This window comes from Marinobacter sp. VGCF2001, assembly GCF_049943275.1.
Taxonomy (GTDB): Bacteria; Pseudomonadota; Gammaproteobacteria; order Pseudomonadales; family Oleiphilaceae; genus Marinobacter.
This window is the reverse complement of record NZ_JBNFVX010000001.1, coordinates 13,517-38,754: the sequence shown is the minus strand read 5'-3', so window position 1 is coordinate 38,754 and position 25,238 is coordinate 13,517. Positions and strand designations below refer to the sequence as shown.

The following is a 25,238-nucleotide window of genomic DNA, read 5'->3' as shown; positions in this document are numbered from 1 at the left end:
GTTATCCTTCTGAGAAAGTGTAAGGTTCCTTGGTAATGCGATTCTTCTGTCCGGTATCCCTGTGAACCGTCCGGACTTCGCCTTCCGGATTTCTGTACACGGCACTGACCATATTCACGACCCGATTATCGTAGGTAATCCGCGACACAACTTCAAAAAAACGGGTCTGTAGCGTCAGCCCCTTGCCCTTAAGTCCCATTCCTGAGAACTCCGGCAATGCCAGAAAATCCTGGAGGTTTTCGAAGCGTTCCTCCTTCCGCCTGGCGATGATCGACTCTGCCTGCGCCTCGCCAAGGTCTTCGTGCAGGCTCATCAGCACGGGAACGGTCGCGGTGTTTACGTTAATACCAACACCGGCGACCGGCAGTGCCACGACATGAGAACGCAAGGCGGTATAAATTTCCTCGGTCATGCCCTCGATCAACCGCAGTTCGGTAACCGATACGAAAGGCTGGTTCCCGGTGCGATAAGGTGGGTCAGCCATCAGATACTGGCCATCCTCGGCTCCATAGGCGCTGAGGGTCTGGTCGTCAGCGTCCATCCAGTCAATAAGCGGGTCAACCGTCAGGCCGGTAATGCCCAGTGCCCGAAACAGGCGGGTGAGACGTTCCCTGGTCAGCGGATCCACTTCTCCACTGGCCGTGATCAGATCGTTGAGGTTGATTCGCCCACCGAGATCATCAATCTGAACCTCGGCCACACCATTATCGTCGAGAGGAAGAATGGCAGCGTGCATGGCCCAGAATTCGTCCGGGCTATCCACCATCGTGCTGTCTTCTTTGTCTTCCTCGTAATCACGCACCAGGATGCGTTTGGCGAACTCCTCTGCACCCAGGGCGATACTCTGCCCCTGTTGTTGCGCGAGATAATGGCCAGCCTTGAAGACTCTCAGGCTCTGCTGCCGGGTCATGCCAGACGCCATGAGCACCACCAGGGCCATTGCCAGGAGCACCATGATCAGGGCAACGCCCTGTTGATTTCTCCCGGGCCGCCTAGCCATTGCCGGGCGCTCCGTCCTGATTCTGGCTACCCTCATCGCTTTCCTCTTCCGACTGGGCATCCTGCTGCTCGGTGATAACCGCCTGGGCCTTTGAGGGCTCGAAATCAGGAAGGCTGAACGTGCGGGTCAATTCACCAAACCGTTCGTGTTCGAGCGTAATTTCAATGCCCCGGGGCAGCGCAATATCCGGCCTTGATCCCGGCGTCATCCGGGCCAGAGTTTCCTCCTCCGGCCACTGGTCGCGCCAGTTGCCCTGGTCATCAAGAAAACGCACATCGAACGCCGAAACGTTGTCGACCAGCAGGATATCAACGCTTTCGTCGTCCTGCCCCTGGTCGACCACCGGCCAATAGCGGCGGTGTAAGCCGGTGCCCGTGTATTCCCAAGCTACCCGCTGAAGCTCGCTGCGGCGCAGCCCAAGCGGATTGCGCCATCCCTGGCGGGTCAGCATCAGGGCGAACGCGTTATCACGAGACGTTAAAGAGGGAGAGTAATCGCCGTAAACGTCCCGGGCCGGTCGGTTCACGATCTGGTTGATGTCGCGCTCCAGCAGCAGCATGGTTTTCTGCAGGCCATCGAAAGCCTCTGCGACTTCATCGACCCGGTCACGGGAATTCATCACGCTGCTTACCACCTGCCACACGCCCAGGCCGATGACCGCCGTAATGGTGACCGCGATCAGCACTTCCATCAGAGTAAAGCCGGCCTCTCCGGCGAACGGTCTCGGGGACACAGGCCCGCCCATCAGGAATCTCCCAGGAAGGCCGCAAGTGTGTGAACCGCGAAGGGGTCGGATTGTGTCTCCGGGTATTTGGCCACCGTTACTTCCACCCTGCGCATCGTCGGCTCCGCCGTGGCTATCACGCGGGTGGTGACTTGCCAGCGGAAATTTCCAAACTCGGTATCTTCAGAGTTTTCCGAAATCCCCGGCAGCTCGTCCTGAAGCCGCAGGTCATTAATCCGGTTATCGGCCACCCAGCCGGCCAGGGTTTTGTCCCGTATGCGCTCGAAACTGTTGATGTAATTGCCGCCCACTTCAGCTGCTGCCGTGGCAATCAACCCGAAGACAAGCAACGCAATCAGCACTTCAATCAGGGTAAACCCGCGATTATGGCTCATTATGACGCGTCCACGGCGCCGGGCGGCCGCCATTCCAGCGGGGAAATGCCATCCGACGCAATCACATGCATCAGGTCAGTGTCTGCCCCCAGGGTGAATTCGATTTCAAACGGTGTTGTCTCACCACTGGAAAAGAACACCACATCCGGGCGTAACCGGTCTTCGGCAGAGGCCAGGCGCGGCGCATCGTTTTCAGTGTAGGGAACGACGGTCAGCCATGACGGCAAGGGGCGCTGGCGGAATATCCGCTCCCCTGAGGATTTCCATTCCCGGTCTGCGTCCTGAAACGCCACAAACCGGTAACCGTCCTCTTCCAGCAACAACCCCATCTCGAGGTTGTTGAGCACGGCTTGCTCCCGGGCGGTCTGCATCAACAGGTAGAGTTCCCTCACCTGGCTCTCAAGCTCCCGCTGCTGGGAACTGCCGGCCATATTAAACACGGCCAGCGAAGCCAGCAGCCCGACAATAATCAGAACGACCAGTATCTCAATCAGAGTAAAGCCGTTTTCAGCAGCCCTGCGGCCCACCGTCAATCAGTTCCCGGTGTTCCAGACGCTGACATCCGCCGCGTCGCCCTCACCACCTTCCTGGCCGTCCGAGCCGTAGGAGTACAAATCGTAAGGACCCTCCACGCCGGGGCTTACGTACTGGTAGTCGTTACCCCAGGGGTCTTCCGGTACGTTTTTCAGGTAGCCATCAGGGTTCCAGTTCTTGGGCTCCGGGCTGCCACTGGGTTCACGGACCAGGGCTTCCAGGCCCTGTTGCGTAGACGGGTAGTGGCTATTGTCGAGACGGTACAGATCCAGTGCGTTGGCGATGTTACTGATTTGGGTTTCGGCAACCGTCACCTTCGCCTGATCGCTGCGCCCCATGATGTTAGGCGCCACGATGGCCACCAACAGGCCCAGAATAACCATTACAACCATGATTTCGATCAGGGTGAAGCCTTTGCTGTGAGAGAGCGTTTTCGAATGTTGCATATTCATAGTTTTACTCATCGTCAATCGGTTATTTCAGGTCATGTTTAATCGCTTGATGGCCCGGGCAGATTGCCTGTCAGCCAACCAGATTACTCATATTCAAAATCGGCAGCATGATTGCCAGCACAATAATCAGCACCACAGCGCCCATGAGCAATAGCATCATGGGCTCAAACAGGCCGACGATGGCGGCAATCTTGGATTGCAGCGTGTTTTCCTGCATCCGTGCAGTGCGTTCCAGCATACTGTCCAGCTCGCCACTGGCCTCACCGCTGGCGATCATGTGCAGCATCATCGGCGGGAAGTACCCGGTCTGGTCCAGCGAGCGGTGCAAAGAGCCGCCCTCACTCACTTTCCGTGCGGCTTCCCGCAGCTCCTGGCGTAGAAAATCGTTGGACAATACCTCACCGGCAATCCGCATGGCTTCCACCAGAGGCACACCGCTGGTGGTAAGAATGCTGAGCGTACTGGCGTACCGTGCCGTGTTAACGCCGCGCACCATGCCCGAGAACAGCGGCAGGTGAAGCAGCTGTTTATGGAATTTCAGCCGAACCGCCGGTTTTGTCAGTGCGTATCGAAAGCCAACCACGGCCAATGCCAGCAACACCATAAGGTAGACCCCAAACTGGCCAAGGAATTCCGAGACCGCCAGCATGGCGACGGTCAGGCCTGGCAATTCCTGGCCTTGTTTCAGGAACACTTCAATAATGTCTGGAACCACATAGGTCAGCAAAAACACGACAATCGCAATGGCCACAACACTCAGGATAATCGGGTAAATCGCGGCCAGCTGGATTTTCTGGCGGGCTTCCTGGCGGCTCTCTGTGTAATCCGCCAGCCGGTTCAGCACCAGGTCGAGGTGCCCGGCGTGTTCGCCAGCGGCAACCGTGGACCGATAAAGCCGTGGAAACGCTTTGGGGAACTCGCCGAAACTGTCTGCCAGCGTATAGCCTTCCATCACCTTGGCGCGGATAGCAATCAGCATACTGCGAATTCGGGGTTTGGCAGACTGTTGGGCCGCGGCACTCAGCGCCTGCTCAATCGGAATCCCGGACTGAATCAGCGTTGCCAGTTGCCGGGTAACCAGGGCAAGATCGGCGGCGCTCAAGGCCCCCCGATTGCTCAGGGGATTACTTCGCGCCTGTTTTTCTGCGGCGGCCTCAACAGACAGGGGGGTAAGGCCCTTTTCCCGCAGTTGTTGCCGCACCGCTCTTGGCGCGTCCGCCTCCAACACACCCTGTTTCTGCTTTCCTTTCGCGTCCAGCGCTTTGAATTCATAGGCAGGCATGGGTTACTGGCTCCGGTGGGTCACGCGCAACACCTCTTCCACCGTGGTCTCGCCATTCAGAATCTTCTGAACACCGTCGGCGTGAATGCTCGGGCTGTGCAGGCGAGCCTCCCGTTCCAGGTCCAGTTCACCCGCCCGTTTGTGGATGAGCGTGCTGATGTCTTCAGTAATCTCGACCACCTCGTAAATGCCGATACGGCCGCGATAACCAAGCTGATTGCAGTGCTCACAGCCCCGGGCGCGGAAAATCGTAGGCGGGTTGGCCGGATCTTGCTGCAGGAACTCACAATGCTCTTCTCCGGGCACATACGGCTCACGACAGTGAGTGCAAAGCACCCTGACCAGCCGCTGGGCGACAATGCCCACAAGACTGGAGGAAATCAGGAATGGCTCGATCCCCATGTCCATCAAGCGGGTAATGGCGCCAACGGCCGTATTGGTGTGCAGGGTCGACAACACAAGGTGGCCGGTCAGGCTGGCCTGGACGGCAATTTCAGCCGTTTCAAGATCCCGGATTTCACCAATCATGACCACATCCGGATCCTGGCGCAAAATGGCCCGAAGCCCGCGGGCAAAGGTCATCTCCACCTTGGGATTCACCTGGGTCTGGCCTATGCCCGGCAGGTTGTACTCAATGGGGTCTTCAACCGTCAGGATATTCCGGCTGCGATCGTTGATTTCCTGGAGAGAGGCATAAAGCGTGGTGGATTTACCGGAACCGGTAGGCCCTGTTACCAGCAGGATGCCATACGGGCGGTAAATCAACTGGCGCAGTGTTTTGAGGTCTTGCCCGGCCATGCCCAGCGATTCCAGGCGAATGGCGCCCGCCTGTTTGTCGAGCAAACGCAGCACCACCCGCTCGCCACTGGACGAGGGCATGGTGGAAACCCGGATATCCACCTCACGGCCTGCCACCCGCAGCGCAATGCGGCCATCCTGGGGCACCCGTTTTTCTGCGATATCCAGCTTCGCCATAACCTTGATGCGAGAGACCAGCAGCGGCGCCAGGGCACGTTTGGGTTGAACCACTTCGCGCAATACACCATCCACCCGGAAGCGGACGATCAACTGTTTCTCATAGGTTTCTATATGCACATCAGAGGCGCTGGTTTTCACGGCCTCGGTCAGAATGGCGTTGATCAGGCGAATGATGGGCGCATCATCTTCCTGCTCCAACAAGTCTTCGGTCTCTGGCACGGAGTCCGCCAGCGACGCAAGATCCATATCATCGCCAATGCCCTCGACCATCTGCATGGCTTCGGCCGAGTCATTCTGGTAGGCGGCGTTCAACGCCTGGTCGAAGCTGTCTGACGCAATGGTTGAAAACCGGGCCCTGCCACCACTGACTCGATTGGCTTCTGCCAGTGCAGCGTGTGAGGCACCCGGGCGAACAAGGATGACCGGCTCGCCCTCGTCGTTGCGGGTCAAAATTACCCCGTTACGTTTGGCGAAAGTAAAGGGAAGTCTGCCCAGCGGCGCGTCCTGCGGCTGAATGTCAGTTTGGGTGGTCAAGCTTTTCCTCGTTGCATGGGGCTGATCACTGATTGTTCTTGTGGGGCCGCCCGCCGGGCCTGCCCCTGATGTTGGCAGTAGAAGCAAAAAGGCTACCACAGGAATGGGAGCCACTGAACAACTCTGTACACTATACTGCCACTAATTCCTTGCAGTCTGATAATCTGTAGGCTTTTCACGATTTCACAATGCATTCAGGATGGCCAATGCTTGCAATCAACCAAAGGACGCCACTGCTTCTGGCTGTCGCCGCCACCGTGACCATGCTCTCACTGACCGGCTGGCAAGCCTACCAGTTCTGGTTGGACGAATCTCGCAGTGGCCTGTCCAGGTCGATATCCGCCCTGCCCGCCGACACAAAGCGCACCAGCACCGTCCCGGACGTTTCGTTGTCCGGCCTGGAGATCTTCGGCTCGGCCACCCAAAGTGCCCAGGCCGGTAATTCCTCCACCGAAAACCTGCCGGAGACCAACCTCCGCTTGTCTTTGCGTGGCGTTCTGGCCGCCGACGGCGATTTTCCCGGCAGCGCTCTTGTTGAAGATGACAAGGGTAAAACCGAAGCTTACCTGGTGGGCGACGAACTGCCCGGCAACGCCACCTTACGTACCGTATTCGCCAATCGCGTGATTATTGAGCGAGCCGGCAAACTCGAAAATCTGTACTTCCCTGAAACCGAAGATCGCGCGGGTGTCGACGTTGCCAGCAATGCCGATCTTCCCTCTAACGCCAGCGCTACGCAGCAGGCCCCCACCCGGCGGGTCGCCCCGCAAAGCGCAGCATCGGCGACAGACCAGCAGCAGCGGCGGGAAGACATCCGCAAACGGCTGGAACAGTTACGTCAGCGGCTCCAGAACAACAACTGAGCCCTCCCATGACCGCGGCCAGCAGCCTCAAACCCCGCCATTCCCTGCTGTTGCCCCTTGTACTCGTGATCTCGTTTGCCAGCGCACTTGATCTGAGCAATCGTTTGATGACCTACGTGCTGGAGGAATTCGGCGAGGCGGCACATCAGCGGCTGCAGAACTGGGAGCGACTTCATGCCCTGGCCGGCAACGCCCCGATAGACCGTAAGCTTCGCCTGGTGAATTCCTTTTTCAACAGAGTGACGTTTGTCAGCGATATCCGCCACTGGGGACAGGAGGATTACTGGGCCACCCCCGTGGAACTGCTCACAACCAATGGCGGAGACTGCGAAGACTTCTCCATCGCCAAGTATCTGACCCTGAGGGCGATGGGTGTACCCGACGACCAGTTGCGGATTATCTACGTCAAAGCGCTGGAACTGAATCAGGCCCACATGGTGCTGGCCTGGTACAAAACCCCGGGCGCAGACCCCCTGATTCTCGACAATCTGATTAATGAAATAAAGCCCGCGTCTCAGCGCAGCGATCTGGAACCGGTCTACAGCTTCAACGGTGAGGGACTCTGGCTGAACCGGACATCCGGTGACAATGCCAGAATTGGCGACGCTGAAAAACTGGATCACTGGCGCGAGCTGAATGAGCGCCTGACGCAGACCCTTAAGCCATGAGAATCCACTGACGATGTCGGAAAATGACAGCCTTCTGTCGCCCTCCGACATTGGCAACCGCGCCACTGCCGTTAGAATGCCTGCAACTCGACGAACAATGGAGCAGTAAGCGATGCGACGCTGGAATGGATGGGGTGATGATCAGTTCTCACTGGAATTACCGGAACAAGGCCGCGGTTTTTTGTCAGAGCGGATCGGTGAGGGTTCCCCTTTACCAGACATTTCCCTTGCAGAGGCTTGCAAAGCTGTGCCGGAATCAAGGCTGCCCGCAGATTCCCGGGTTGAAAGCCTGATCAACCGCACGGCCGACACCCGGCTGAGACACGCCCGGGGCCAGAGTCTGCCAGACCTGCTGGCCATGCGCAGCGGAGACATCGGCCAATATCCTGATGGCGTGGCGTTTCCGTCCACCGGTACCGATGTGCGCGCCCTGCTAGAGTACGCCAGCGAAAACGATGTGCACCTGATACCTTACGGTGGCGGCACCAGTGTGGCCGGCCATATCAATCCGGTGGATCAAGGCAGGCCGGTACTCACGGTCAGCCTTGCCAACATGAATCGACTTCTTGATCTGGACCACGAAAGCCAGATTGCGACCTTCGGCGCCGGCACGCCCGGCCCGCTGGTGGAATCCCAGTTACGGGCCCACGGCTATACCCTCGGCCACTTCCCCCAATCTTTCGAGCTCTCTACCCTGGGCGGCTGGGTTGCTTCGCGCTCCAGCGGGCAGCAATCGCTGCGCTACGGTCGTATTGAGCAACTGTTCGCGGGCGGGCGGATCGAAACCCCGCAGGGTACCCTGGACATTCCCACCATCCCGGCGTCCAGCGCCGGCCCGGACATCCGGGAAATGATTCTCGGCTCCGAGGGCCGGATGGGGTTGATTACCGAAGTGAAAACCCGCGTGACACGGCTACCGGAACAGGAAAGCTTTCACGTGGTGTTCTTCCCGAGCTGGGATCAGGCCCGGACTGCCGCCCGTCAACTGGTGCAGAGCCGGGTGCAGTTATCCATGCTACGCCTGAGCAACGCCATGGAAACCGAAACCCAACTGGCTCTGGCCGGGCACCCAACGCTGATCGGATGGCTGGAACGCTTCCTGGCCTTCCGCGGCGCCGAAGACGGCAAATGCATGATGACCTTTGGTGTAACGGGCAGCAAAGCGCAGTGCCGCTCAGCTCTGTCTGAGGCACGAAAAGTCTGCAGTGAGCACGCCGGCGCTTACACCGGAACCAGGCTGGGTAGCAAATGGGCGGAAAAACGCTTCACCATGCCTTACCTCCGGGAAGCGCTCTGGGAAATGGGCTATGCCGTGGACACACTGGAAACAGCGACCGACTGGGACAACGTCGACAACTTGCTGGATCAGGTGGAAACCAGCCTTCGCGAAGGACTGGCCGACAGGAACGAGCACGCCCACGTATTTACTCACCTGTCCCACTTCTACGGCCAGGGTTGTTCCATCTACACCACCTACGTGTTTCGTGTTGGCGACGGCTACGAGGAAACGCTCAAGCGCTGGCAACACCTGAAACACACAACCTCAGAGCTGATCGTGCACAACCGCGGCACCATCAGCCACCAGCACGGCGTAGGCAAAGACCACGCGCCCTACCTGCCGGTTGAGAAAGGCGAACTGGGGATGCAGGCAATCCGGGCACTGACCGACTGCTTTGACCCGGACAAGCGCCTGAACCCGAAAACCCTGCTGGATTGAGGTGAGTATGGAGCGACAGCAAGCACTGGACAGCCTGAATGGTGAAACGCAGTCATTCGATGTGGTGGTTATCGGTGGCGGCATCACCGGCGCCGGAGTGGCCCGCGAAGCCGCCGGCAGCGGCCTGAAAACACTGCTGGTGGAGCAGAAAGACTTCGCCTGGGGCAGCTCCAGCCGCTCCTCGAAAATGGTCCACGGCGGGCTGCGTTATCTCGCCGGCGGGCACATTGGCCTGACCCGTGATGCCGTCCGAGAACGCGAGCGCATGATGCACGAGGCACCAGGGCTGGTGGACCCGCTCCCGTTCCTGATGCCGCATTATCGGGGGAATTTTCCCGGCCCGGGCCTGTTCCAGATTCTACTGGCCCTTTACGACCGGCTGGCAGGCACCCGCAGCCACCAGAAATACACGCAGGCAGAGACCCTGCAATGGATACCCGGGCTGACCCTGGACGGTTTGCGGGCAACAAGCCGGTTTACCGATGCTGTTACGGACGATGCCCGCCTGGTTCAGCGGCTTATCGCCGAAGCCAGTCAGGATGGTGCCGTTTGCCTCAACTACGTAACAGCCACGGCCATCGACCGGGATAACACCGGGGCGGTATGCGGATTGCAGCTTGTGCCGGAGGAGTTCACCGGTGAACACGCCATTTCGGTCACTACCCGATGCGTAATCAATGCCGCCGGAGCCTGGGCCGACCGGTTACAGAAACAATCGGCCACCGACAGCCCGCTGACTATCAGGCCACTGCGGGGCAGCCACCTGGTGATTCCCTGGGAGAAACTACCGGTCACCTGCGCGGTATCCCTGCTGCACCCGGCTGATCAGCGGCCGGTGTTTGCTTTTCCCTGGGCCGGCACCACGGTGCTTGGCACTACCGATCTGGAGCACCAGGGTAATCTGAACCAGGAACCCGCCATTACCCGGGAGGAAGTGGACTACCTGCTGCACATTGCCACCCGCCTGTTCCCCGGTGCAGGCATTAAGCAAGCCAATGTATTGTCTACCTGGGCTGGCGTACGGCCCGTGGTCACCGAGGGCGACGGCAAAGCCCCCTCGCAGGAAAACCGGGAACACGCCATCCGTCAGGACCATGGCTTGATCAGCATCGCCGGCGGCAAGCTCACAACCTTCCGGCCGATGGCAAGACAGGCTTTGGCCATGGCCCTCGGAGATCATGGTAAATCACAACTGCGGGCAGACCAGCAGCCCGTATTCACACCCCCGCCACACGCGCGCAAGCCCGCCGGCCTGCCCTCGCTGACCTGGAACCGGCTGGGCGGCTATTATGGTGCCGGCCGCCAGGCGTTACTCAGCGAAGGTAATTCTGCCGAGATTCCCGGTACCGGCACGCTCTGGGCGGAACTGGAATGGGCCTGCCGGCACGAGCAGGTGCAGCATCTTGATGACCTGATGCTGCGGCGAAGTCGTCTGGGGCTGATTCTTCCCGACGGCGGCGAGCCGCTGCTGCCGGCCATCCGGGAACGTTGTCAGGGCCTGCTGGGCTGGGATGACCAGCATTGGAACCGGGAACAGGATCGCTATCTGGCCATTTACCGTGGCGCCTATCAGTTGCCGCAGCGCGGGGAGGCCCACGGTGGCTGAGACCCCGCTGATTCTCGCCATCGACAACGGCACGCAAAGCATTCGCGCCCTGTTATTCGACGCCCGGGGCAACCTTCTGGGCAAGGGCAAACAGGAAATCGAACCCTACTTTTCGGAACAGCCCGGCTGGGCGGAGCAGCACCCCGAGTATTTCTGGGAGAACCTCGGCCTTGCCTGCCACCAACTCTGGCAAACCACCCGTGCCCGCCCGGAACAGGTAACAGGCGTAACCGTTACCACCCAGCGCGGCACAGTGATCAACCTGGACCGTGAAGGCAACCCTCTACGGCCGGCCATTATCTGGCTGGACCAGCGGCACGCGCGAGTGGAAGGACCAGTCAAAGGACCCTGGGGGTGGCTGTTCAAGCTTGCCCGGCTGGAAGACACCATCAACCGGTTTCGGGAGAAAACCCAGGCCAACTGGGTTGCGCAGAACCAGCCAGATATCTGGGCGAAAACCCACAAGTATGTACTGCTGTCGGGTTACCTGAATTACCGGCTGACCGGCGAGTACCGGGATTCCACCGGAAGCCAGGTGGGTTACCTGCCCTTTGATTACAAACGCCAGCGCTGGGCGGGGCCCCGGGATTTCAAATGGCAGGTTATGCCGATAACCCGCACCATGCTGCCCGACCTGGTTCAACCGGGCGAACCCATTGGCGCCTTGCTGCCCGAAGCAGCGAAGCATCTTGGGCTACCCGAAGGCCTGCCGGTGATTGCGGCGGCTTCTGACAAGGCCTGTGAAATACTCGGTTCCGGTGGGCTTGCGCCCGACACCGGGTGCATGAGCTATGGCACCACCGCCACCATCAACACCACCAACGCCCGGTATGTGGAACCTATTCGCCATATGCCCCCGTATCCCTCCGCCCTGCCCGGCCACTACTCTACCGAAGTGATGATTTACCGGGGCTTCTGGATGGTGAGCTGGTTCAAGCGGGAATTCGGCCTGCGGGAACAAAAGCTGGCAGAACAGAAAGGTGTGGAACCCGAAGCCCTGTTTGACGAACTGGTCGACGCCGTGCCACCGGGGTCCATGGGCCTGATGCTGCAACCCTACTGGAGCCCCGGTGTACGCCAGCCGGGCCCGGAAGCCAAAGGATCCATTATTGGGTTCGGCGATGTTCACACCCGGGCCCATATCTACCGGGCAATACTGGAAGGGCTGGCCTATGCCCTGCGCGAGGGCAAAGAGCGCATCGAAAAACGCAGTGGCCGAAAAATAAAACGCCTGAGAGTCGCTGGGGGTGGCTCCCAAAGCGACGCGGCCATGCAGCTGACGGCCGATATTTTCGGCTTGCCCGCAGAACGCCCGCACACCTATGAAACCTCCGGGCTGGGCGCGGCGATTGATGCCGCCGTGGGGCTGGGATTACATCCGGATTTCGACACGGCGGTAAAGGCCATGACCAGAACCGGCCGGGTATTCAAGCCCAATCCCGAAGCGTCTGCGCTTTATCAACGCCTCTACCGGGAGGTTTATCAGGATATGTACCCCCGCCTGCAACCACTGTACAAAAAGATCCGGGAGATTACCGGCTATCCGCGCTAATCCTTTTGATCGCACACAAAACGATACAGGGTCACAGCCCTCCTGCCGCAAGTTGGATAGCAATCGCTGCCATCATCAGGCCGATCACGCCATCAATCACACGCCAGGCCGCCGGCCTGGACAGCCAGGGCGCCAGCCGGGAGCCGGCCCAGGCCAGCGCGCCGAACCAAAGCACGGACGCGCTGCTGGCACCGGCAACAAACGTGGCCGGATCCTGCTGCTGAGCACCCACGGCCGGAATCAGCAGTAATGTATCCAGATAGACCTGCGGATTAAGCAAGGTGACAGCCAAGGTTGTCAGGATCACGCCTTTTACTGTACTGCGCCGAGCTTCACCCGCCTCCAGAGACGCCCTCCCCCTCAAAACCCGGTAGAATGCCTGCCCCGCCAGCAAACCGAGAAACCCAACGCCCAGCCATCTGAGCACATCCAGTGCCTCGGGCATGGCCATCAGTGCCGCACTCACACCAAACATACCCAGGGTGAACAGCAGGATATCCGAGGTCATACACAAACCGGCCGACCACCAATGGTGTTCCCGACGAATGGCCTGGCTGAGAACATAGGCGTTCTGGGCCCCAATAGCCACAATAATGCCGCCACACACCACCAGACCAGTCAGATAACTCTCAAGCACAGAAACAGCTCCATTGAATGAATGCGCACAGCTTACCCCTGAAACGCCCTGGTTTAAATTTATCCTGCTACGTGCGAGGGAGATATGGCGGTATGGCGAAGGCCTGATATCGCGATTGACTGCAGGCTACTGAAGCCCGGCGGGGGCCGGATGCCCGTTTTTTTCCGCTCAGGGTTTATGCCTAGAAAAAAACGCTATGCAAATGCATCTGGTCAGGGTACAGTGGCGGCCGTTGGAAAGATTTAGCAAAGCATTCATCAATAAGACGCATCCCTGTTCTAAGTAGTGTTCGTCCTGTTTTTGATCACGCCAGTTTTTATGTTTCCGCACACCGCTGACCTGCCCTCACAACGACGTCAGGCGGCACATTAAATGATTGAATTCAGGATAGTAAAATATGTCAACTGTTACCGGTACTGTTAAGTTCTTCAACGAATCCAAAGGCTTCGGCTTTATCACTCGTGAAGGCGGCCCGGACGTATTTGTTCACTACAGCGCCATTCAGGGCGGCGGCTTCAAGACTCTGGCAGAAGGCCAGCAGGTTGAGTTCACCGTGACTCAGGGCCAGAAAGGTCCTCAGGCGGAAAACGTAGTTGGTCTGTAAATAACAGCCCGCTATACAAAGGCAGCTTCGGCTGCCTTTTTTTGTGCCTGTAATTTGCCTCCCCCTGCTCAGTATAGGTACCTATTAGTACCATGGTCGGGCTCACGACCGGCCACAGACACCTTATAATCAGGGTTCGTTTGAGTTCATTGCCAATGCTATCCGGCTCATCAGATCAGAAAAGGCCCACCATGTTTCCCGAACAGTTTTTCTCCGTCCAGGATGGACGCGTTGTTATCAGCGCGCCACAGGCCAGCTACTTTGCCAAAGCAATAGCCGGAGACTTCAACCCGATTCACGACCCGGATGCACGGCGCTTCTGTGTGCCCGGCGACCTGCTGTTCACCCTGGTGGTATCGCGTTTCGGGCTTTCCGAAAACATGACCTTCAAGTTCCGCAACCTGCTGGGTGCGGGTGTGCCCCTGGAATTCCGGAAAACCGACGATGGCGACACCATTCATGTGGTTGACGAAGCCGGTAAAATTTACCTGGAAGTCAGTCGCAGTGGCGGCCTTACACAGGATCAGAGCACGATAGAAGAGTTCAGCCGGTGCTATGTGGCGGCTTCTGGAAAGAATTTTCCCCACACCCTCAAACCCCTGATGGAATCGCACGGCGTGATGTTCAACCCGGACCGGCCAATGGTGATGTACGAGAGCATGAGCCTTACCCTGAATCAGCTGGAAGCCAGCCACCCGGAACTCGAGCTGAACAATGCGCACCTGGAAGTGGCCGGCAAACGTGGAAACGTCACTCTGGACTATCATCTGCGATCTTCGGGCAACACCGTTGGCGAAGTCTCCAAGCGACTGGTGCTGGGCGGCCTCCGGGAATACTGCCCTGAAGCCATGGCTGGCATCATCGAAGAGTTTTACCGGCTCAAGGCCAGGGGCACGGAATGGGGAATGGAAACCCCGGATCAGCCTGCTGGAGCGTAGCGCTCGAAGGTTTGCAGGCACACATCCACCGTTACCGACAGATCCTGCAATTCCGCGGCCTTTGCCCTGCCCTCGGCACTGGCCCGGTAAAGATGAGGGGTCATCGCCAGCAAGTCGGCGATGAGTTCGGCACGGTCCAGATGCACGGTGAAGCGCACATCCCGGGTTTCAATGCGCCGGAAGCCGTCGGGTACCGGGCTAACCTTTCTCGGCTCCGCCCGGACTTCCGGATAAACGATTTCACGCAGTTCCCGAAGATGATTCTGGCTCGCATCCACCTGGACCAGGCGGCCACCCGGGCGCAGCACACGAGCAAACTCAGGATAAACCGGGAACCCGAACAAGCAGAGCACCCGGTCAAGCGTTTCTGGCAACACAGGAAGGTTCGCGTTACTGCCGACCACCCAGGTTCCTCGCTTGTCCAGGCGCGCAGCAGATTGCACGGCCCATTTCGAAATATCCAGGCCGAGGGCTTGCAGCACGGCAGGCGCGTTGGCTCCCGACAATTGCCGTAAATAGTAGCCTTCGCCACAGCCTGCATCGAGGCAGCTCAGAGTACCGGTTGCTTCTGCCCCCTCAAGGGTTGCCGTGGTAACCGCATCGGCAATGGGCTGATAAAAACCGGCCTCAAGAAAACGCTGGCGCGCAGCCACCATCACCTTGCTGTCACCGGGATCTTTTGAGCGCTTTTTCTGCACGGGTAGCAAATTGACGTACCCCTGGCGGGCAACGTCAAAACTGTGGCCCGCTGCGCAGCGCAGGGTTTTGCTTTCACGATGAAGGGGCCCACCGTCCAGAGGGCACGCAAGCATTTCAAAAGGTACAGTATTCACGGAACATCCAAAGGTTGGCTTTGCGCCATAAGTCTATCAGGGAATGGCAATTCAGGCTCGCATACTCGGCAACACACTCCTATGCTTAAGCCTGACGACTCGAGCAATTCGCAGTGTATTCGGCCATCGCAAGGAGTCTGATCGTAAATGGAGAGGAAGAGCCCAGATACCCCCAGCGTTTCAGAGCAGAGTGAGGCCAGATTCCATGAGCTGATCGAAAGCCTGCCGATGGTCGCCGTTCAGGGCTACGATCGTAACCGGCGCGTGATCTACTGGAATGACGCCAGTACCCGAATCTACGGGTACACCCGTGAAGAGGCCGAGGGCAAGCTCCTTGAAGACCTGATTATCCCCGAATCCATGCGGAACGCCGTAATTGATGCCCACGAAAACTGGCTGGTGAATGGCATCAGCATTCCCGCAGATGAACTGGAACTAAAACACAAAGCAGGACACCTGGTACCGGTCTACTCGAGCCATGTCATGCTTAAGCAGGACACCGGCGAGTGCGAGATGTTCTGCATCGATATCAGCCTGGAAGAACAGAAACAGGCTCGGGACGAGCTTTATCGAAGAGCGTGTTTTGACGACCTCACCGGCCTGCCGAACCGTCGTCTGATGGAAACGGAATTGACCGCACGACTGGCAGAGGCCCAGCGCTCGCACCGGGAAATCGCCGTTGTCTTTGTGGATATCGACAACTTCAAACTGATTAACGACACCATGGGCCATCATCATGGTGACACCCTGCTGAAAGCGGTCGCAGAAACACTCAAAAAGGAGCTGCGCACGAGCGACCTGCTCAGCCGCTTTGGCGGCGATGAGTTTGTTCTTCTGCTTTTCGATTTCGACGGGCCCGAGGGCATTGCTGCCCTGCTTTACCGCCTGATTGCAGCACTGGAGCAGAAAGTTCGCCTGGACAATGACTACTACCAGGTTTCTGCCAGTTTCGGCGTCAGCCTCTACCCAGGCAACGGCACCACGGTACAGGAGTTGATGCGTAACGCGGATGCCGCCATGTACCAGGCCAAAGACAACGGGAAGAGCCGTATATGCTTCTATACGCCTGACATAAACGACCGGCTGATCCATCACCAACAGATAACCACACTGCTTCAGCAAGCCGTGGCAGACGACCGGCTTCAGCTGTATTTCCAACCACAAATCGACCTGGCAACAGGCGAATTCACATCCTGTGAAGCCCTTCTGCGTTGCTTCGATCCTCAGGGGCACATGATTTCGCCCGCCGTTTTTATACCCGTTGCGGAAAAGTCCGGGCTGATTCACCGCATTGGCGACTGGGTGATAGAGAGCGCCTGCAAACAGCTTCACGCCTGGCAAACCACGCCCATGGAACATCTGCGGGTAGACATCAATCTCTCCGGGCGTCAGCTCACCAACCCCCATCTCGCGCAACAGATTCTGGAGACTCTCCAGCGCTATGATCTGACCCCGCAACAGCTGGGCCTGGAGCTGACAGAGAACGAGGTATTCGATAGTGAAAACGGCAACGCCCGGCAACTGGAATGCCTGAAAGAGGCCGGACTGCATATTTCCATCGACGATTTCGGCACCGGCTACTCATCACTGGTGTACCTGCGCAAACTGCCCGTGTGCAGCCTCAAAATCGACCGAAGCTTTCTGGAATTCGCCATGGAGAACGAGAGTGACATGGCCATCATGACGGCCATGGTTACCGTGGGACATAGCCTCGGTATGAGCGTACTGGTGGAAGGGGTGGAAACCGAAGAACAGGCGGCGCTGGTAACAGACCTGGGCTGCGATTACGCGCAGGGCTTCCTGTACGCCAGGCCCATGCCCGCTGAACAGATTGCGAAGATGCCGAAGGGCTCACAGCGCCACCGACCAACCTGACCCGAAGGCCCACGGGCCGCGCTCACTTGCGGCCCGTCCTTCAAGCCAGGGCCGTGTCTCTGAAGCTGGTAATCAGCGCTATCACCCGTCTGGAAAGCCCCTTGTCATTCATTACCGGCGAATAACGCGCATCCAGCTGGAGGGACGCTCCGCTGGCAGTAACTGCTTCAAACGTCCCCTGTTGTGCGCGCCCGATGGCCAGTTCCCGCCAGAACCGGATGTACTCCTCGCTGCGGGAATAGTCGGCACTGCAGAAAACCCGATGATGGTTCCCCACCAATTCATCCCGTTGGTATCCCAAAGCTTCCAAGGCTATGTCATTAACCCGCTCGATCAGCCCGTCCGGCGACAAAACTATCATCCCCGCCACCCGGTCGAGTGCCTGCACATCGGCCTCCAGGTCCCGGATTCTCGCCTCGGCCTGGTCAAGTTTTTCAAGAGCCGCCGCCAGCTCCTGTTTGGTTTTACGCATGAATGCCATTCAGAACTCCCGTGGATGAAAGCAGTGGATCACAACCCGATCAAACGAGCCTTGGCCAGTGGATTGGGCCGATGGAAAACGGCCTGTCCGCCGGAGGTCACTCATCCAGAATCACCTCCTGCTCCATAAACTTGCCGGTCGACCGAAACGCCCCGGCCAGGGCCACAAAACCCAGCCCTTCGGCTAGCGAGACCGCCCTGGTAAACCGCTCGGTGCTGTCTGGCACTTTGCAGAACCGGGCCAGCCATGGCTGCCAGTCGCGCGGCTGAACAAAAGTGGCTTTGTCACCGAGCGAGGCTGCGATCGTCGAGAACATTTTCAGACCACCTGCATCATAATCGAATACGCAGAACACGTTCTCGTAGCCCTTTAACCAGCCAAGAACCGCGCCCCGGGTAACCCGGTTGCCACCGCCCAACACCACGTCGCAATTCATCAGCCGCAAATGCATTCCCAGTGCTTCACCGGCAAAATCGAGCATCTGCGCATACTGGAAGAAATTACGTTCGTTCTCCACCACCAGCACCGACCGGGCCCGCTGAAACCCCACATCGGCGGAATCCGACCCGATAACGGCTACATCCGGCCGGCTGGACGCCAGCCCTTGATGGTAAACCAGAAGAAAACTGACCTCGGTGCCATGGCGGTGGGAGTTACCCTTTTTCGCGGCGTCTACCCGGCTTACCGGAACTTGCGCCACATCCTGCAGTTCAGCGAAAGCGCGCTCATCCAGGATGGTGACCAGCCAACGGTTGTTTTTTACCTTCTCTGCCGCAAACAATTCCCTGTGCCTGCGACAAAACGATTCCGGAAGTTTCTTCAGGAAAGCTTCAAAGTTAATGGCTTGGCCACGCAGGATTTTTTCGAGATAGTCGTTCAAAGGCGCACCACTGTTATTCCTGGAATTGCTTATGGGCTGGGAAGCAAAATCACTCATAAAGCGTTAGTAAGGATATCGTACCTGCCCCCTCACCATTCTTGGAGCAAACACTGTTCGCCTTCAAACGCGACTAACTTAACCTGCGCTGGCTAAGGTCTTACCCGACGTGCCGTGTCATGCGTATCGGGGGAAGTCCGGTTTGCTCCCGAACTGATACAGTGGCAGATGCGGTTCGTAAGTCAGTGGTGATGATACAAACAAAACCATTGTTAACGCAGAGGGATATGTATGAACAGTTCTGAAGACATTCTCCAATCTCCACTGTTTCAAACCGTCGCCGACCTGGCTTTCGAATCGGTCATGGTGACTAAAGCGACTTCCGATCATACAAACTCTGTGATCATCTATGTAAATCAGGCCTTCAGCAACCTAACCGGCTATTCTGCGGATGAAGTAATCGGAAAAACGCCAGGATTGCTTCAGGGGCCCAGAACCGAGAGAGGCGTAAAAGAGCGGCTGTCTGATGATCTGAAGAACAATCGGACCTTTCATGGCGACACCATTAATTATCGCAAGGACGGGTCCTCTTTTGTCATTGAATGGAAAATCGCACCGGTGATGGATGGCGACGAAGTCACCCATTATGTGGCAGTCCAGAGAGCTATCGGTTAAGGCTTGTAAAAGCGCCCGAGCAGAGAGCGACCGAAAGAAAGCCAATGAAAGTCACGCACGGTAACAGCAGCGGTAACCCCGCCCTGGTTTCGTTCGATTCTCGAGACGAGCGATTGGAATGGAGCTCGCTCGGTGACCAGGTGATGGGCGGACAATCGGACGGACGGCTGACCCACTCTAAAGAGGGAAGCGGCCTCTTTCACGGCACGGTGCGCTTGGATAACGGCGGCGGCTTTGCCTCCGTCAAAGCGGACCTGCCGGAAGCGTTTGATGCATCCAATTACACGGGTATCGAGCTTCTTGCCCTGGGAGACGGCAAAACCTACAAGATCGGCCTTCGGAACAGCACCAGCCGTCGCAGCATCGTGTACCAGCATACATTCACACCCGATACGAAAGACTGGAGCCTCATACGTCTGCCATTCAGTGATTTCACACCCACCTGGCGCGGCAAGACAGTGACAGATGCGGAGCCACTGAACCTTGCGCATCTGGCTTCCGTGAGCCTTTTCGTTTCCGGGCGGCAGGCTGGTGAATTTCGACTGAAGATTCAGGATTGGGGATTGATGCAATGACTAAACTCGCCCTGCGAACCGAACAAGGCCGCGTTTCCTCCCTGAGGTAGCCTGATACGCGCTATCACTGCAAATCGTTTATTGGGATCAACACTTCATTTCGTCTCAAAAACCAGGGGATGAACGGTGCGTTATACCTCGCCCAGACTGGCTCGCCCTGGATAATGAATCCCTTTTCGTTGATCCATTCTTCCAACTTCGACTTGTTCTTTTGATAGCCCGATTCGCTCCAAAACCCGGAGTACTCGATGGCTGCCATCGTCCGCTCGGGCACCTGGCGTATAGTGATCCTGTCGTCCATGGGTTTCGGAGTGGTCTGCATGGTAAATGATCCCGGCATCATAAAACTGACCACCCATTTACCATCGACCTGCGTCTGGCCTACCGGTGCCGTCATGTCGATTTCCTCGCTCTCTATTTCCTGACCCTCAGCCACCTGGCCAACGGGCGCGGTCATGGCGATTTCCTGCTGGGCCTGGTTATTGCCGGAAATGTATTTAAACAAGCGGCCAAACGCTTCACTGCCCGCGTCTTCAAATTCTTTGTCCACGACGGTTTCTGCAACAATATGCGGCTCGTAAAGACGTACTTCCAGGTTGTCTTCCTTCAGGAGGAGTGCGTATTCCGCTTCTTCTGTCGCCATGGTGGTTGCCGATATGAACATTGAGCACAGTGCGATAACTAGCGCTGCCTGCCGCTTAAACATGATGTTTCCCTTCCGATAATTCAGCTATTTTATCCGAGTCACTGGCCTGAGTATGAAGTCACTATGCCACATACTCGAACGTCCCGGCTTGGGATATACGTTGTGCTGACCAGTATGTAACAATAATTCTATGCCCTTTACACCGATCCATATGGGACCCGGCATTGCCGTAAAAGCCCTGCTGCAAGGAAGTTTCAGCCTGATGGTCTTCGGCTGGACTCAAATCGTGATGGACCTTCAGCCGCTATTCGTGATGATAACCGGCGATGGGCACCTGCATGGCTTTTCCCACACCTACCCGGGCGCGATACTGCTGGCCATACTGTCCGCTTTATCCGGCAAGTACCTCTCAGAAATCGGGCTTTATGTCTTTGGGCTGAATCGTGATTGGACAGTAGTGATTGGCTGGCGGGTGGCGTTCGTCTCCGCGTTCATTGGAACCTTCAGCCATGTTCTGCTGGACAGCATCATGCACGCGGATGTGGAGCCGTTTTTCCCCATTACGACTGACAATGCGATTCAGGGGGTGATCTCAATCGAGGCGTTGCATCAGCTTTGTTTGTATAGCGGGGTTATTGGTGGGGTTGTTTATTTTGGGGTTCAGTTTTGGCGGCGGCCGAAGTATTGACCTTTAAGTCCCTGAAGAAGACATCACCACACTGATCTGAGTCATACGCCCAACCAGCCTGCCAGAGGGGGCGTCGGCCAATCGGAAAGCCAGAGCCTCCCAGGAGACCTCAGTCCTCTCGAGCTCATCCTTCTTGCGCCCGACCGGCACCGGAAGCGGGATCAGTGCCCGGCGCTTGGCAAAACTCTCCAGCTCTTCCCTACTGACATCGTAGAAAACGCGTTCGCCATCGCCTGGCCCATGCCGAAGCGTAATCACCAGCATTCCACCGGGCGCCAAAATTCGAAAAGCACGTTCACGATCCGATGGCGAGATATGCATCCACACGGCGGAAACAAGAATCAGATCGAAACGATAGCTCAGCTCCCGGATCTTACTAAGATCGGGGGCTTGCCACAGTGATGGAATCCCTAGCCTTTGCCCAGCAAACAGATTTATTGGTGGAAGCCCACTCCGCCAATTCCAGGATATTCACCTTCCAAGCCAAAGACTCCAACCATCGCTGCGGAATGGCTTCCACCCCCCAAGCCGCCCCTGCAATCTGCCCGGTAACCGCACCCACAGTATCCGCATCATCCCCCAGATTCACCGCCGTTATCAGCGCATCCTCAAAGCACTCCGCGTGGTAAACGCTCCAAAGCGCTGCCTCCAACGTGTCGATGACATAACCACTGGAAGATATTTCGTCGCGGTTGAAATACCGGAAAAATCCGCGCTTGATTCGCCCTATGGCCATCGCACGCTCCCCGGTATCCGGCAGGTTTTCCAAAAGTTCTTTTAGGTCTGCGCCCTCACGCAGCTGCCATAACACTGCTCCCATCAGCTCTGCGGCATCCAGACAGTCCGCACTGCTGTGGGTGGTTCGGCTACTATTGATTGCATATTCCAGCGCCGTTTCCCGATCGCCCGCTGCAATCACGGCCGGGGCCAGCCGCATAATGCCGCCGTTACCGCTGGCAAACGGGTTATCGGTGCCCGCATAACTGACCTGAGTCCGCGAAAACCGGCGCAGTGCATCTCGCGTGGTGTTGCCGATATCGATGCATTTTTCCTGGCACGCCATATAGCCATCGTTCATCCAGCGAACGTATCGGCTAAGCTGATCCTTGGAATCAAAACCGTCACAATCGATCAAGCTTTGAGCAAGACAAAGGGCCATGGCGGTATCGTCTGTCCACTCTCCCGGCTTTACATTGAAAGCACCGCCGCCTGTCATTTCCGTGTGTAGCTCAAAACTGTCACGCCGCCGAAACTCCACGGTGGTTCCCAAAGCATCACCGACTGCCAGGCCCAGTAATGCACCTGCGCTGAAATTCTTTGTATTCGTCATAAGCATCTCCTGTTCGATGCAAACAGAATAACCAGCCATCGCGTCGGTCCGTGTCGCATCAGAAATTTTGTTATTGCGACACGGGCTGACGGAACAAACATTCATACTGGGATCAACATTGAGGAGATGCCTATGACGAATTACCAAGCACCAGCCACCACTTACGACATCATTGGCGATGTTCACGGGCATCAGGACAAGCTAACCGCCCTTTTGCGGAAGCTCGGCTACACAAAACAGGATCAGGTTTGGACGAAACCCGGCCATAAAGCGGTTTTCGTGGGTGATCTCATCGATAAAGGTCCGAATGCGGCGGCAGTTCTGGAAACCGTTAAAGCCATGGTCGAGGCCGATTCCGCAATGATGGTCGTGGGCAATCACGAACTGAATTGGATCGAGGATGCAGCAGACTCTACCGGGGATGTTCTGGCCTTTATGGATGCCACAGAAAAACACCACAGCCGCCGCCAGCTCACGGAAGCGTTCAAGTATGAACCGGAGCGATTGATCAACATCTTTGCATGGCTTCGAAACCAGCCCGTTTACATCGATCAGCCGGACCTTCGAGTGGTCCACGCCTGCTGGGATGAGGAGGCACTGGCCACGCTGAAAAAGGCGGAAGTCACCTGCCTGAACGATCGGGGCCTAGCCGGCTACCGCGATACCTATTCTAATGTCTATTTGGCCATTGACCGGATGATTGCGGGTTGCGCCCACCAGTTTCCTTCCAGCCTCGCCCACAATTCCGGATTCCGCAGCAAACGCTTCCGGATCCAGTGGTGGCCCGAAGATCGGGCTGCGATCAACCCGATAGAAAGCGGCGTTGTGCCGGTCCAGATTCAGGGCCCCAAACCAGATAGCGCGCCGGTGTTTTTTGGTCACTATGCAATGACAGGAGAGCCAGATACGCTCGGCGTTAATGTAGCGGGTGTCGACTATTCCGCGGCCTATGGTGGAAAGCTCATTGCCTATCGCCACACCACGGGCCAGCCTCTTGCTCGCAAACACTTTGTTACCTAAAGAATATTCGAGCGAGGGCCAGGCTCTGCTAGTCTGGTTTGCCAGAGCAAACTTAAAAGGATTTTGTTTTGGCTAAGCTGATCCCTCAATTTGAATCAATAGAACAAGACGCCCTTCCAAGCAGCGAACGCCGGGTTCTCCGACACCTGAACGAACTTGAATTCCCTGGCCTTGAGGTCTACTTCAGCGTGCCATTGGTTCGAGAAAAAAAGGCGGGGAGTTTTCGCAGCGAGGCTGATTTCATCCTTTTTCATCCGGCCCATGGCATATTGGTTTGGGAGGCCAAAGGTGGAGGAATCTCTTACAGAAATTGCCAATGGTTTTCCCAGAATAAATCCGGACTCCATCCTATTAAAGATCCGGTAAAGCAGTCGGACAACGCTATCGGCGATATTCTTCTGCGAATCAAGCGAACAGTTCGAGATGGACTAATGCTTCCGATCGGTCGCAACCTGGTTTTCCCGGACACTGTTGCGAAGGATATGGTTCTCCCTCTCGGGGTCGTTCGGGAGGACATTATCGACCATGAGAATCTGCGAGATCTCGACAAAGAAGCACTTATCAAGCTCTTCAAGCGCTGGCCGCATCAAGACAAATTGCCGATCAGCAAGGCCGATGCAACCTTTGTTCGGGACAAAGTACTGAATCCGACGTTTCACCTAGCGCCTGCCATTGAAGCCCAGGTAGACCACATCGAATCAAGCCTGGTTCAACTTACGAACCAACAGGTTTGGGCTCTGGAATTATTGCGTTTTGTCCCCCGCCTGACGATTACCGGCGGCGCGGGCACCGGCAAGACACTGCTGGCACGACAGAAAGCACGCGATTTGGCAGCCCAAGGAAAGCAGGTGCTGGCACTCTGCTTTAACCGGGCATTGGCAACTCATATTCACGATGCCCTGGAAGGCGCCGACGCGAAGTTGGAAGGCAGCATCAACGCCTCCAGCTTTCATGATTTTGCCAAGGAGCTAATCGAGCAGGCTGGGTTACCGTGGAATCCGCCTGAAGCGGCTGAGGAGAAACCTGCCTTCTACGAGGAGACCGTTCCAACACTTCTGTCTGACGCCGCTGCATCACTTAACCAAACTTTCGATGCGCTGCTGGTCGATGAAGCTCAAGATTTTCATCCTCTCTGGTGGATGGCCCTGGATTCTGTACTTAGGCCGGAAGCACAAGTCGTCTTATTTGCCGATCCGTCACAAAACCTTTACGGGCGGGATTTCGAGATACCCAGCGATGTGTTCAGCGGTATGCTGCCCTACCCCTTCCAACTCATACACAACTGCCGAAACTCACTCGAAATCGCCCAGTGGCTGAACAACCGGTTTGACTACGCGAGCCTACCAGCGCCCCACCTGCCTGCAGCCAATGAACGGGTCCGTGAACATACCTGGAAGAAGATCGAGGAACAAACCGAGCACCTTCAGACTGCTTGGCTTGCGCTCAAAGAGCGCGGCGTCAAAGCCGAACAACTGGCCATCCTAAGTCCCTATCGCCCGGAAAAGAGCGGCGGTATCCGTTCAATGCAACAGCAATTTCCGGAGGAAGACTTCGTGGTCAGCACCATCAGCAGTTACAAGGGTCTTCAATCGCCGTTCGTCTTTTTGGTCGATATGGACAGTGGCGATTTCGCCTCCCGAGAGGATCTCTGGTATGTCGGCGCAACCCGCGCAACTGTTGGGCTACAGACGTTCGCTAAAAAGGAAAATTAAACGAGGCAATCCCGTAGCGTCATAGATTGTCGCACCAATCCC

27 protein-coding genes are annotated in these 25,238 nt (G+C 57.1%); 13 read left to right on the top strand and 14 right to left on the bottom strand.

Annotated features, from left to right (window positions below):
• Position 1: 1 nt before the first annotated feature.
• From gspK to gspE, 7 genes are all read right to left on the bottom strand, one after another.
• Complete coding sequence (gene gspK, locus ACP2AU_RS00185; RefSeq protein ID WP_426373750.1) at positions 2-1,000, bottom strand: type II secretion system minor pseudopilin GspK; 999 nt, start codon at positions 998-1,000, stop codon at positions 2-4.
• Positions 993-1,745, bottom strand: coding sequence for a type II secretion system minor pseudopilin GspJ (gene gspJ / locus ACP2AU_RS00180; protein ID WP_426373749.1), 753 nt, complete (start codon positions 1,743-1,745; stop codon positions 993-995). Before gspJ ends, gspK begins: the two co-directional genes overlap by 8 nt.
• The gene (gspI, locus tag ACP2AU_RS00175; RefSeq protein WP_426373748.1) at positions 1,745-2,119 is read right to left on the bottom strand and encodes a type II secretion system minor pseudopilin GspI; all 375 of its coding nucleotides are present in this window, start codon (positions 2,117-2,119) and stop codon (positions 1,745-1,747) included. The genes gspJ and gspI overlap by 1 nt, the downstream gene beginning before the upstream one ends.
• Positions 2,119-2,646: a type II secretion system minor pseudopilin GspH gene (gspH, locus tag ACP2AU_RS00170; protein ID WP_426373747.1), complete on the bottom strand. Its 528-nt coding sequence runs from the start codon at positions 2,644-2,646 to the stop codon at positions 2,119-2,121. The genes gspI and gspH overlap by 1 nt, the downstream gene beginning before the upstream one ends.
• Positions 2,647-2,652: 6 nt before the next feature.
• Entirely contained in the window at positions 2,653-3,105 is a 453-nt protein-coding gene (gspG, locus tag ACP2AU_RS00165; protein WP_426373746.1) for a type II secretion system major pseudopilin GspG, read from the bottom strand.
• A 70-nt stretch (positions 3,106-3,175) separates the two neighbouring features.
• Complete coding sequence (gspF, locus tag ACP2AU_RS00160; RefSeq protein ID WP_426373745.1) at positions 3,176-4,387, bottom strand: type II secretion system inner membrane protein GspF; 1,212 nt, start codon at positions 4,385-4,387, stop codon at positions 3,176-3,178.
• Between the two features lie 3 nt (positions 4,388-4,390).
• Positions 4,391-5,899 carry a type II secretion system ATPase GspE gene (gspE, locus tag ACP2AU_RS00155; protein ID WP_426373744.1) on the bottom strand — a complete coding sequence of 503 codons (1,509 nt, stop codon included), beginning with the start codon at positions 5,897-5,899 and terminating at the stop codon, positions 4,391-4,393.
• A 206-nt stretch (positions 5,900-6,105) separates the two neighbouring features.
• On the opposite strand from gspE, the gene ACP2AU_RS00150 reads away from it, so the two are divergent.
• From ACP2AU_RS00150 to ACP2AU_RS00130, 5 genes are all read left to right on the top strand, one after another.
• Complete coding sequence (locus ACP2AU_RS00150) at positions 6,106-6,762, top strand: type II secretion system protein N (protein WP_426373743.1); 657 nt, start codon at positions 6,106-6,108, stop codon at positions 6,760-6,762.
• Positions 6,763-6,770: 8 nt separating this feature from the next.
• Positions 6,771-7,430: a transglutaminase-like cysteine peptidase gene (locus ACP2AU_RS00145; protein ID WP_426373742.1), complete on the top strand. Its 660-nt coding sequence runs from the start codon at positions 6,771-6,773 to the stop codon at positions 7,428-7,430.
• A 112-nt stretch (positions 7,431-7,542) separates the two neighbouring features.
• Positions 7,543-9,147 (top strand): FAD-binding oxidoreductase, encoded by a 1,605-nt coding sequence (locus tag ACP2AU_RS00140; protein ID WP_426373741.1) that lies wholly within the window; start codon positions 7,543-7,545, stop codon positions 9,145-9,147.
• 7 nt (positions 9,148-9,154) lie between these two features.
• Positions 9,155-10,753, top strand: coding sequence for an FAD-dependent oxidoreductase (locus tag ACP2AU_RS00135; protein ID WP_426373740.1), 1,599 nt, complete (start codon positions 9,155-9,157; stop codon positions 10,751-10,753).
• Complete coding sequence (locus ACP2AU_RS00130; protein ID WP_426373739.1) at positions 10,746-12,305, top strand: FGGY-family carbohydrate kinase; 1,560 nt, start codon at positions 10,746-10,748, stop codon at positions 12,303-12,305. The genes ACP2AU_RS00135 and ACP2AU_RS00130 overlap by 8 nt, the downstream gene beginning before the upstream one ends.
• Positions 12,306-12,336: 31 nt before the next feature.
• Here ACP2AU_RS00130 and ACP2AU_RS00125 read toward each other — a convergent pair whose 3' ends face one another.
• Positions 12,337-12,942: a LysE/ArgO family amino acid transporter gene (locus ACP2AU_RS00125; protein WP_426373738.1), complete on the bottom strand. Its 606-nt coding sequence runs from the start codon at positions 12,940-12,942 to the stop codon at positions 12,337-12,339.
• Positions 12,943-13,339: 397 nt separating this feature from the next.
• Between ACP2AU_RS00125 and ACP2AU_RS00120 the strand changes: the two genes are divergently transcribed.
• A complete protein-coding gene (locus ACP2AU_RS00120) occupies positions 13,340-13,546 on the top strand; it encodes a cold-shock protein (protein ID WP_011784828.1) in 207 nt (68 codons plus the stop codon).
• Between the two features lie 191 nt (positions 13,547-13,737).
• Positions 13,738-14,484: a DUF3581 family protein gene (locus ACP2AU_RS00115; RefSeq protein WP_426373737.1), complete on the top strand. Its 747-nt coding sequence runs from the start codon at positions 13,738-13,740 to the stop codon at positions 14,482-14,484.
• Here the strand turns inward: ACP2AU_RS00115 and ACP2AU_RS00110 are convergent.
• Positions 14,466-15,317, bottom strand: a complete 852-nt coding sequence (locus ACP2AU_RS00110; RefSeq protein ID WP_426373736.1) for a putative RNA methyltransferase — start codon at positions 15,315-15,317, stop codon at positions 14,466-14,468. The genes ACP2AU_RS00115 and ACP2AU_RS00110 overlap by 19 nt on opposite strands.
• A 147-nt stretch (positions 15,318-15,464) precedes the next feature.
• On the opposite strand from ACP2AU_RS00110, the gene ACP2AU_RS00105 reads away from it, so the two are divergent.
• Positions 15,465-17,192 (top strand): putative bifunctional diguanylate cyclase/phosphodiesterase, encoded by a 1,728-nt coding sequence (locus tag ACP2AU_RS00105; protein WP_426373735.1) that lies wholly within the window; start codon positions 15,465-15,467, stop codon positions 17,190-17,192.
• 40 nt (positions 17,193-17,232) lie between these two features.
• Here ACP2AU_RS00105 and ACP2AU_RS00100 read toward each other — a convergent pair whose 3' ends face one another.
• Both ACP2AU_RS00100 and ACP2AU_RS00095 read right to left on the bottom strand, forming a co-directional pair.
• Positions 17,233-17,673 carry a PAS domain-containing protein gene (locus ACP2AU_RS00100; protein ID WP_426373734.1) on the bottom strand — a complete coding sequence of 147 codons (441 nt, stop codon included), beginning with the start codon at positions 17,671-17,673 and terminating at the stop codon, positions 17,233-17,235.
• Between the two features lie 97 nt (positions 17,674-17,770).
• Positions 17,771-18,553: a hypothetical protein gene (locus ACP2AU_RS00095; RefSeq protein ID WP_426373733.1), complete on the bottom strand. Its 783-nt coding sequence runs from the start codon at positions 18,551-18,553 to the stop codon at positions 17,771-17,773.
• 288 nt (positions 18,554-18,841) lie between these two features.
• Here ACP2AU_RS00095 and ACP2AU_RS00090 point away from each other — a divergent pair, with 288 nt between their 5' ends.
• Positions 18,842-19,225, top strand: coding sequence for a PAS domain-containing protein (locus ACP2AU_RS00090; protein ID WP_426373732.1), 384 nt, complete (start codon positions 18,842-18,844; stop codon positions 19,223-19,225).
• A gap of 44 nt (positions 19,226-19,269) precedes the next feature.
• Positions 19,270-19,800, top strand: a complete 531-nt coding sequence (locus ACP2AU_RS00085; protein WP_426373731.1) for a CIA30 family protein — start codon at positions 19,270-19,272, stop codon at positions 19,798-19,800.
• Between the two features lie 64 nt (positions 19,801-19,864).
• Here ACP2AU_RS00085 and ACP2AU_RS00080 read toward each other — a convergent pair whose 3' ends face one another.
• Entirely contained in the window at positions 19,865-20,506 is a 642-nt protein-coding gene (locus tag ACP2AU_RS00080) for an SOUL family heme-binding protein (RefSeq protein WP_426373730.1), read from the bottom strand.
• Between the two features lie 130 nt (positions 20,507-20,636).
• Here ACP2AU_RS00080 and ACP2AU_RS00075 point away from each other — a divergent pair, with 130 nt between their 5' ends.
• On the top strand, positions 20,637-21,134 hold the full coding sequence (locus ACP2AU_RS00075) for a metal-dependent hydrolase (protein ID WP_426373729.1): 498 nt from the start codon (positions 20,637-20,639) through the stop codon (positions 21,132-21,134).
• 3 nt (positions 21,135-21,137) lie between these two features.
• On the opposite strand, the gene ACP2AU_RS00070 is transcribed toward ACP2AU_RS00075, so the two are convergent.
• Positions 21,138-21,392 carry a hypothetical protein gene (locus tag ACP2AU_RS00070; protein WP_426373728.1) on the bottom strand — a complete coding sequence of 85 codons (255 nt, stop codon included), beginning with the start codon at positions 21,390-21,392 and terminating at the stop codon, positions 21,138-21,140.
• A 118-nt stretch (positions 21,393-21,510) separates the two neighbouring features.
• Positions 21,511-22,464 (bottom strand): ADP-ribosylglycohydrolase family protein, encoded by a 954-nt coding sequence (locus ACP2AU_RS00065; protein WP_426373727.1) that lies wholly within the window; start codon positions 22,462-22,464, stop codon positions 21,511-21,513.
• A gap of 132 nt (positions 22,465-22,596) precedes the next feature.
• Here ACP2AU_RS00065 and ACP2AU_RS00060 point away from each other — a divergent pair, with 132 nt between their 5' ends.
• Complete coding sequence (locus tag ACP2AU_RS00060) at positions 22,597-23,484, top strand: metallophosphoesterase (protein ID WP_426373726.1); 888 nt, start codon at positions 22,597-22,599, stop codon at positions 23,482-23,484.
• A gap of 68 nt (positions 23,485-23,552) precedes the next feature.
• Positions 23,553-25,196: an AAA family ATPase gene (locus ACP2AU_RS00055; RefSeq protein ID WP_426373725.1), complete on the top strand. Its 1,644-nt coding sequence runs from the start codon at positions 23,553-23,555 to the stop codon at positions 25,194-25,196.
• The last annotated feature ends 42 nt before the right edge of the window (positions 25,197-25,238 follow it).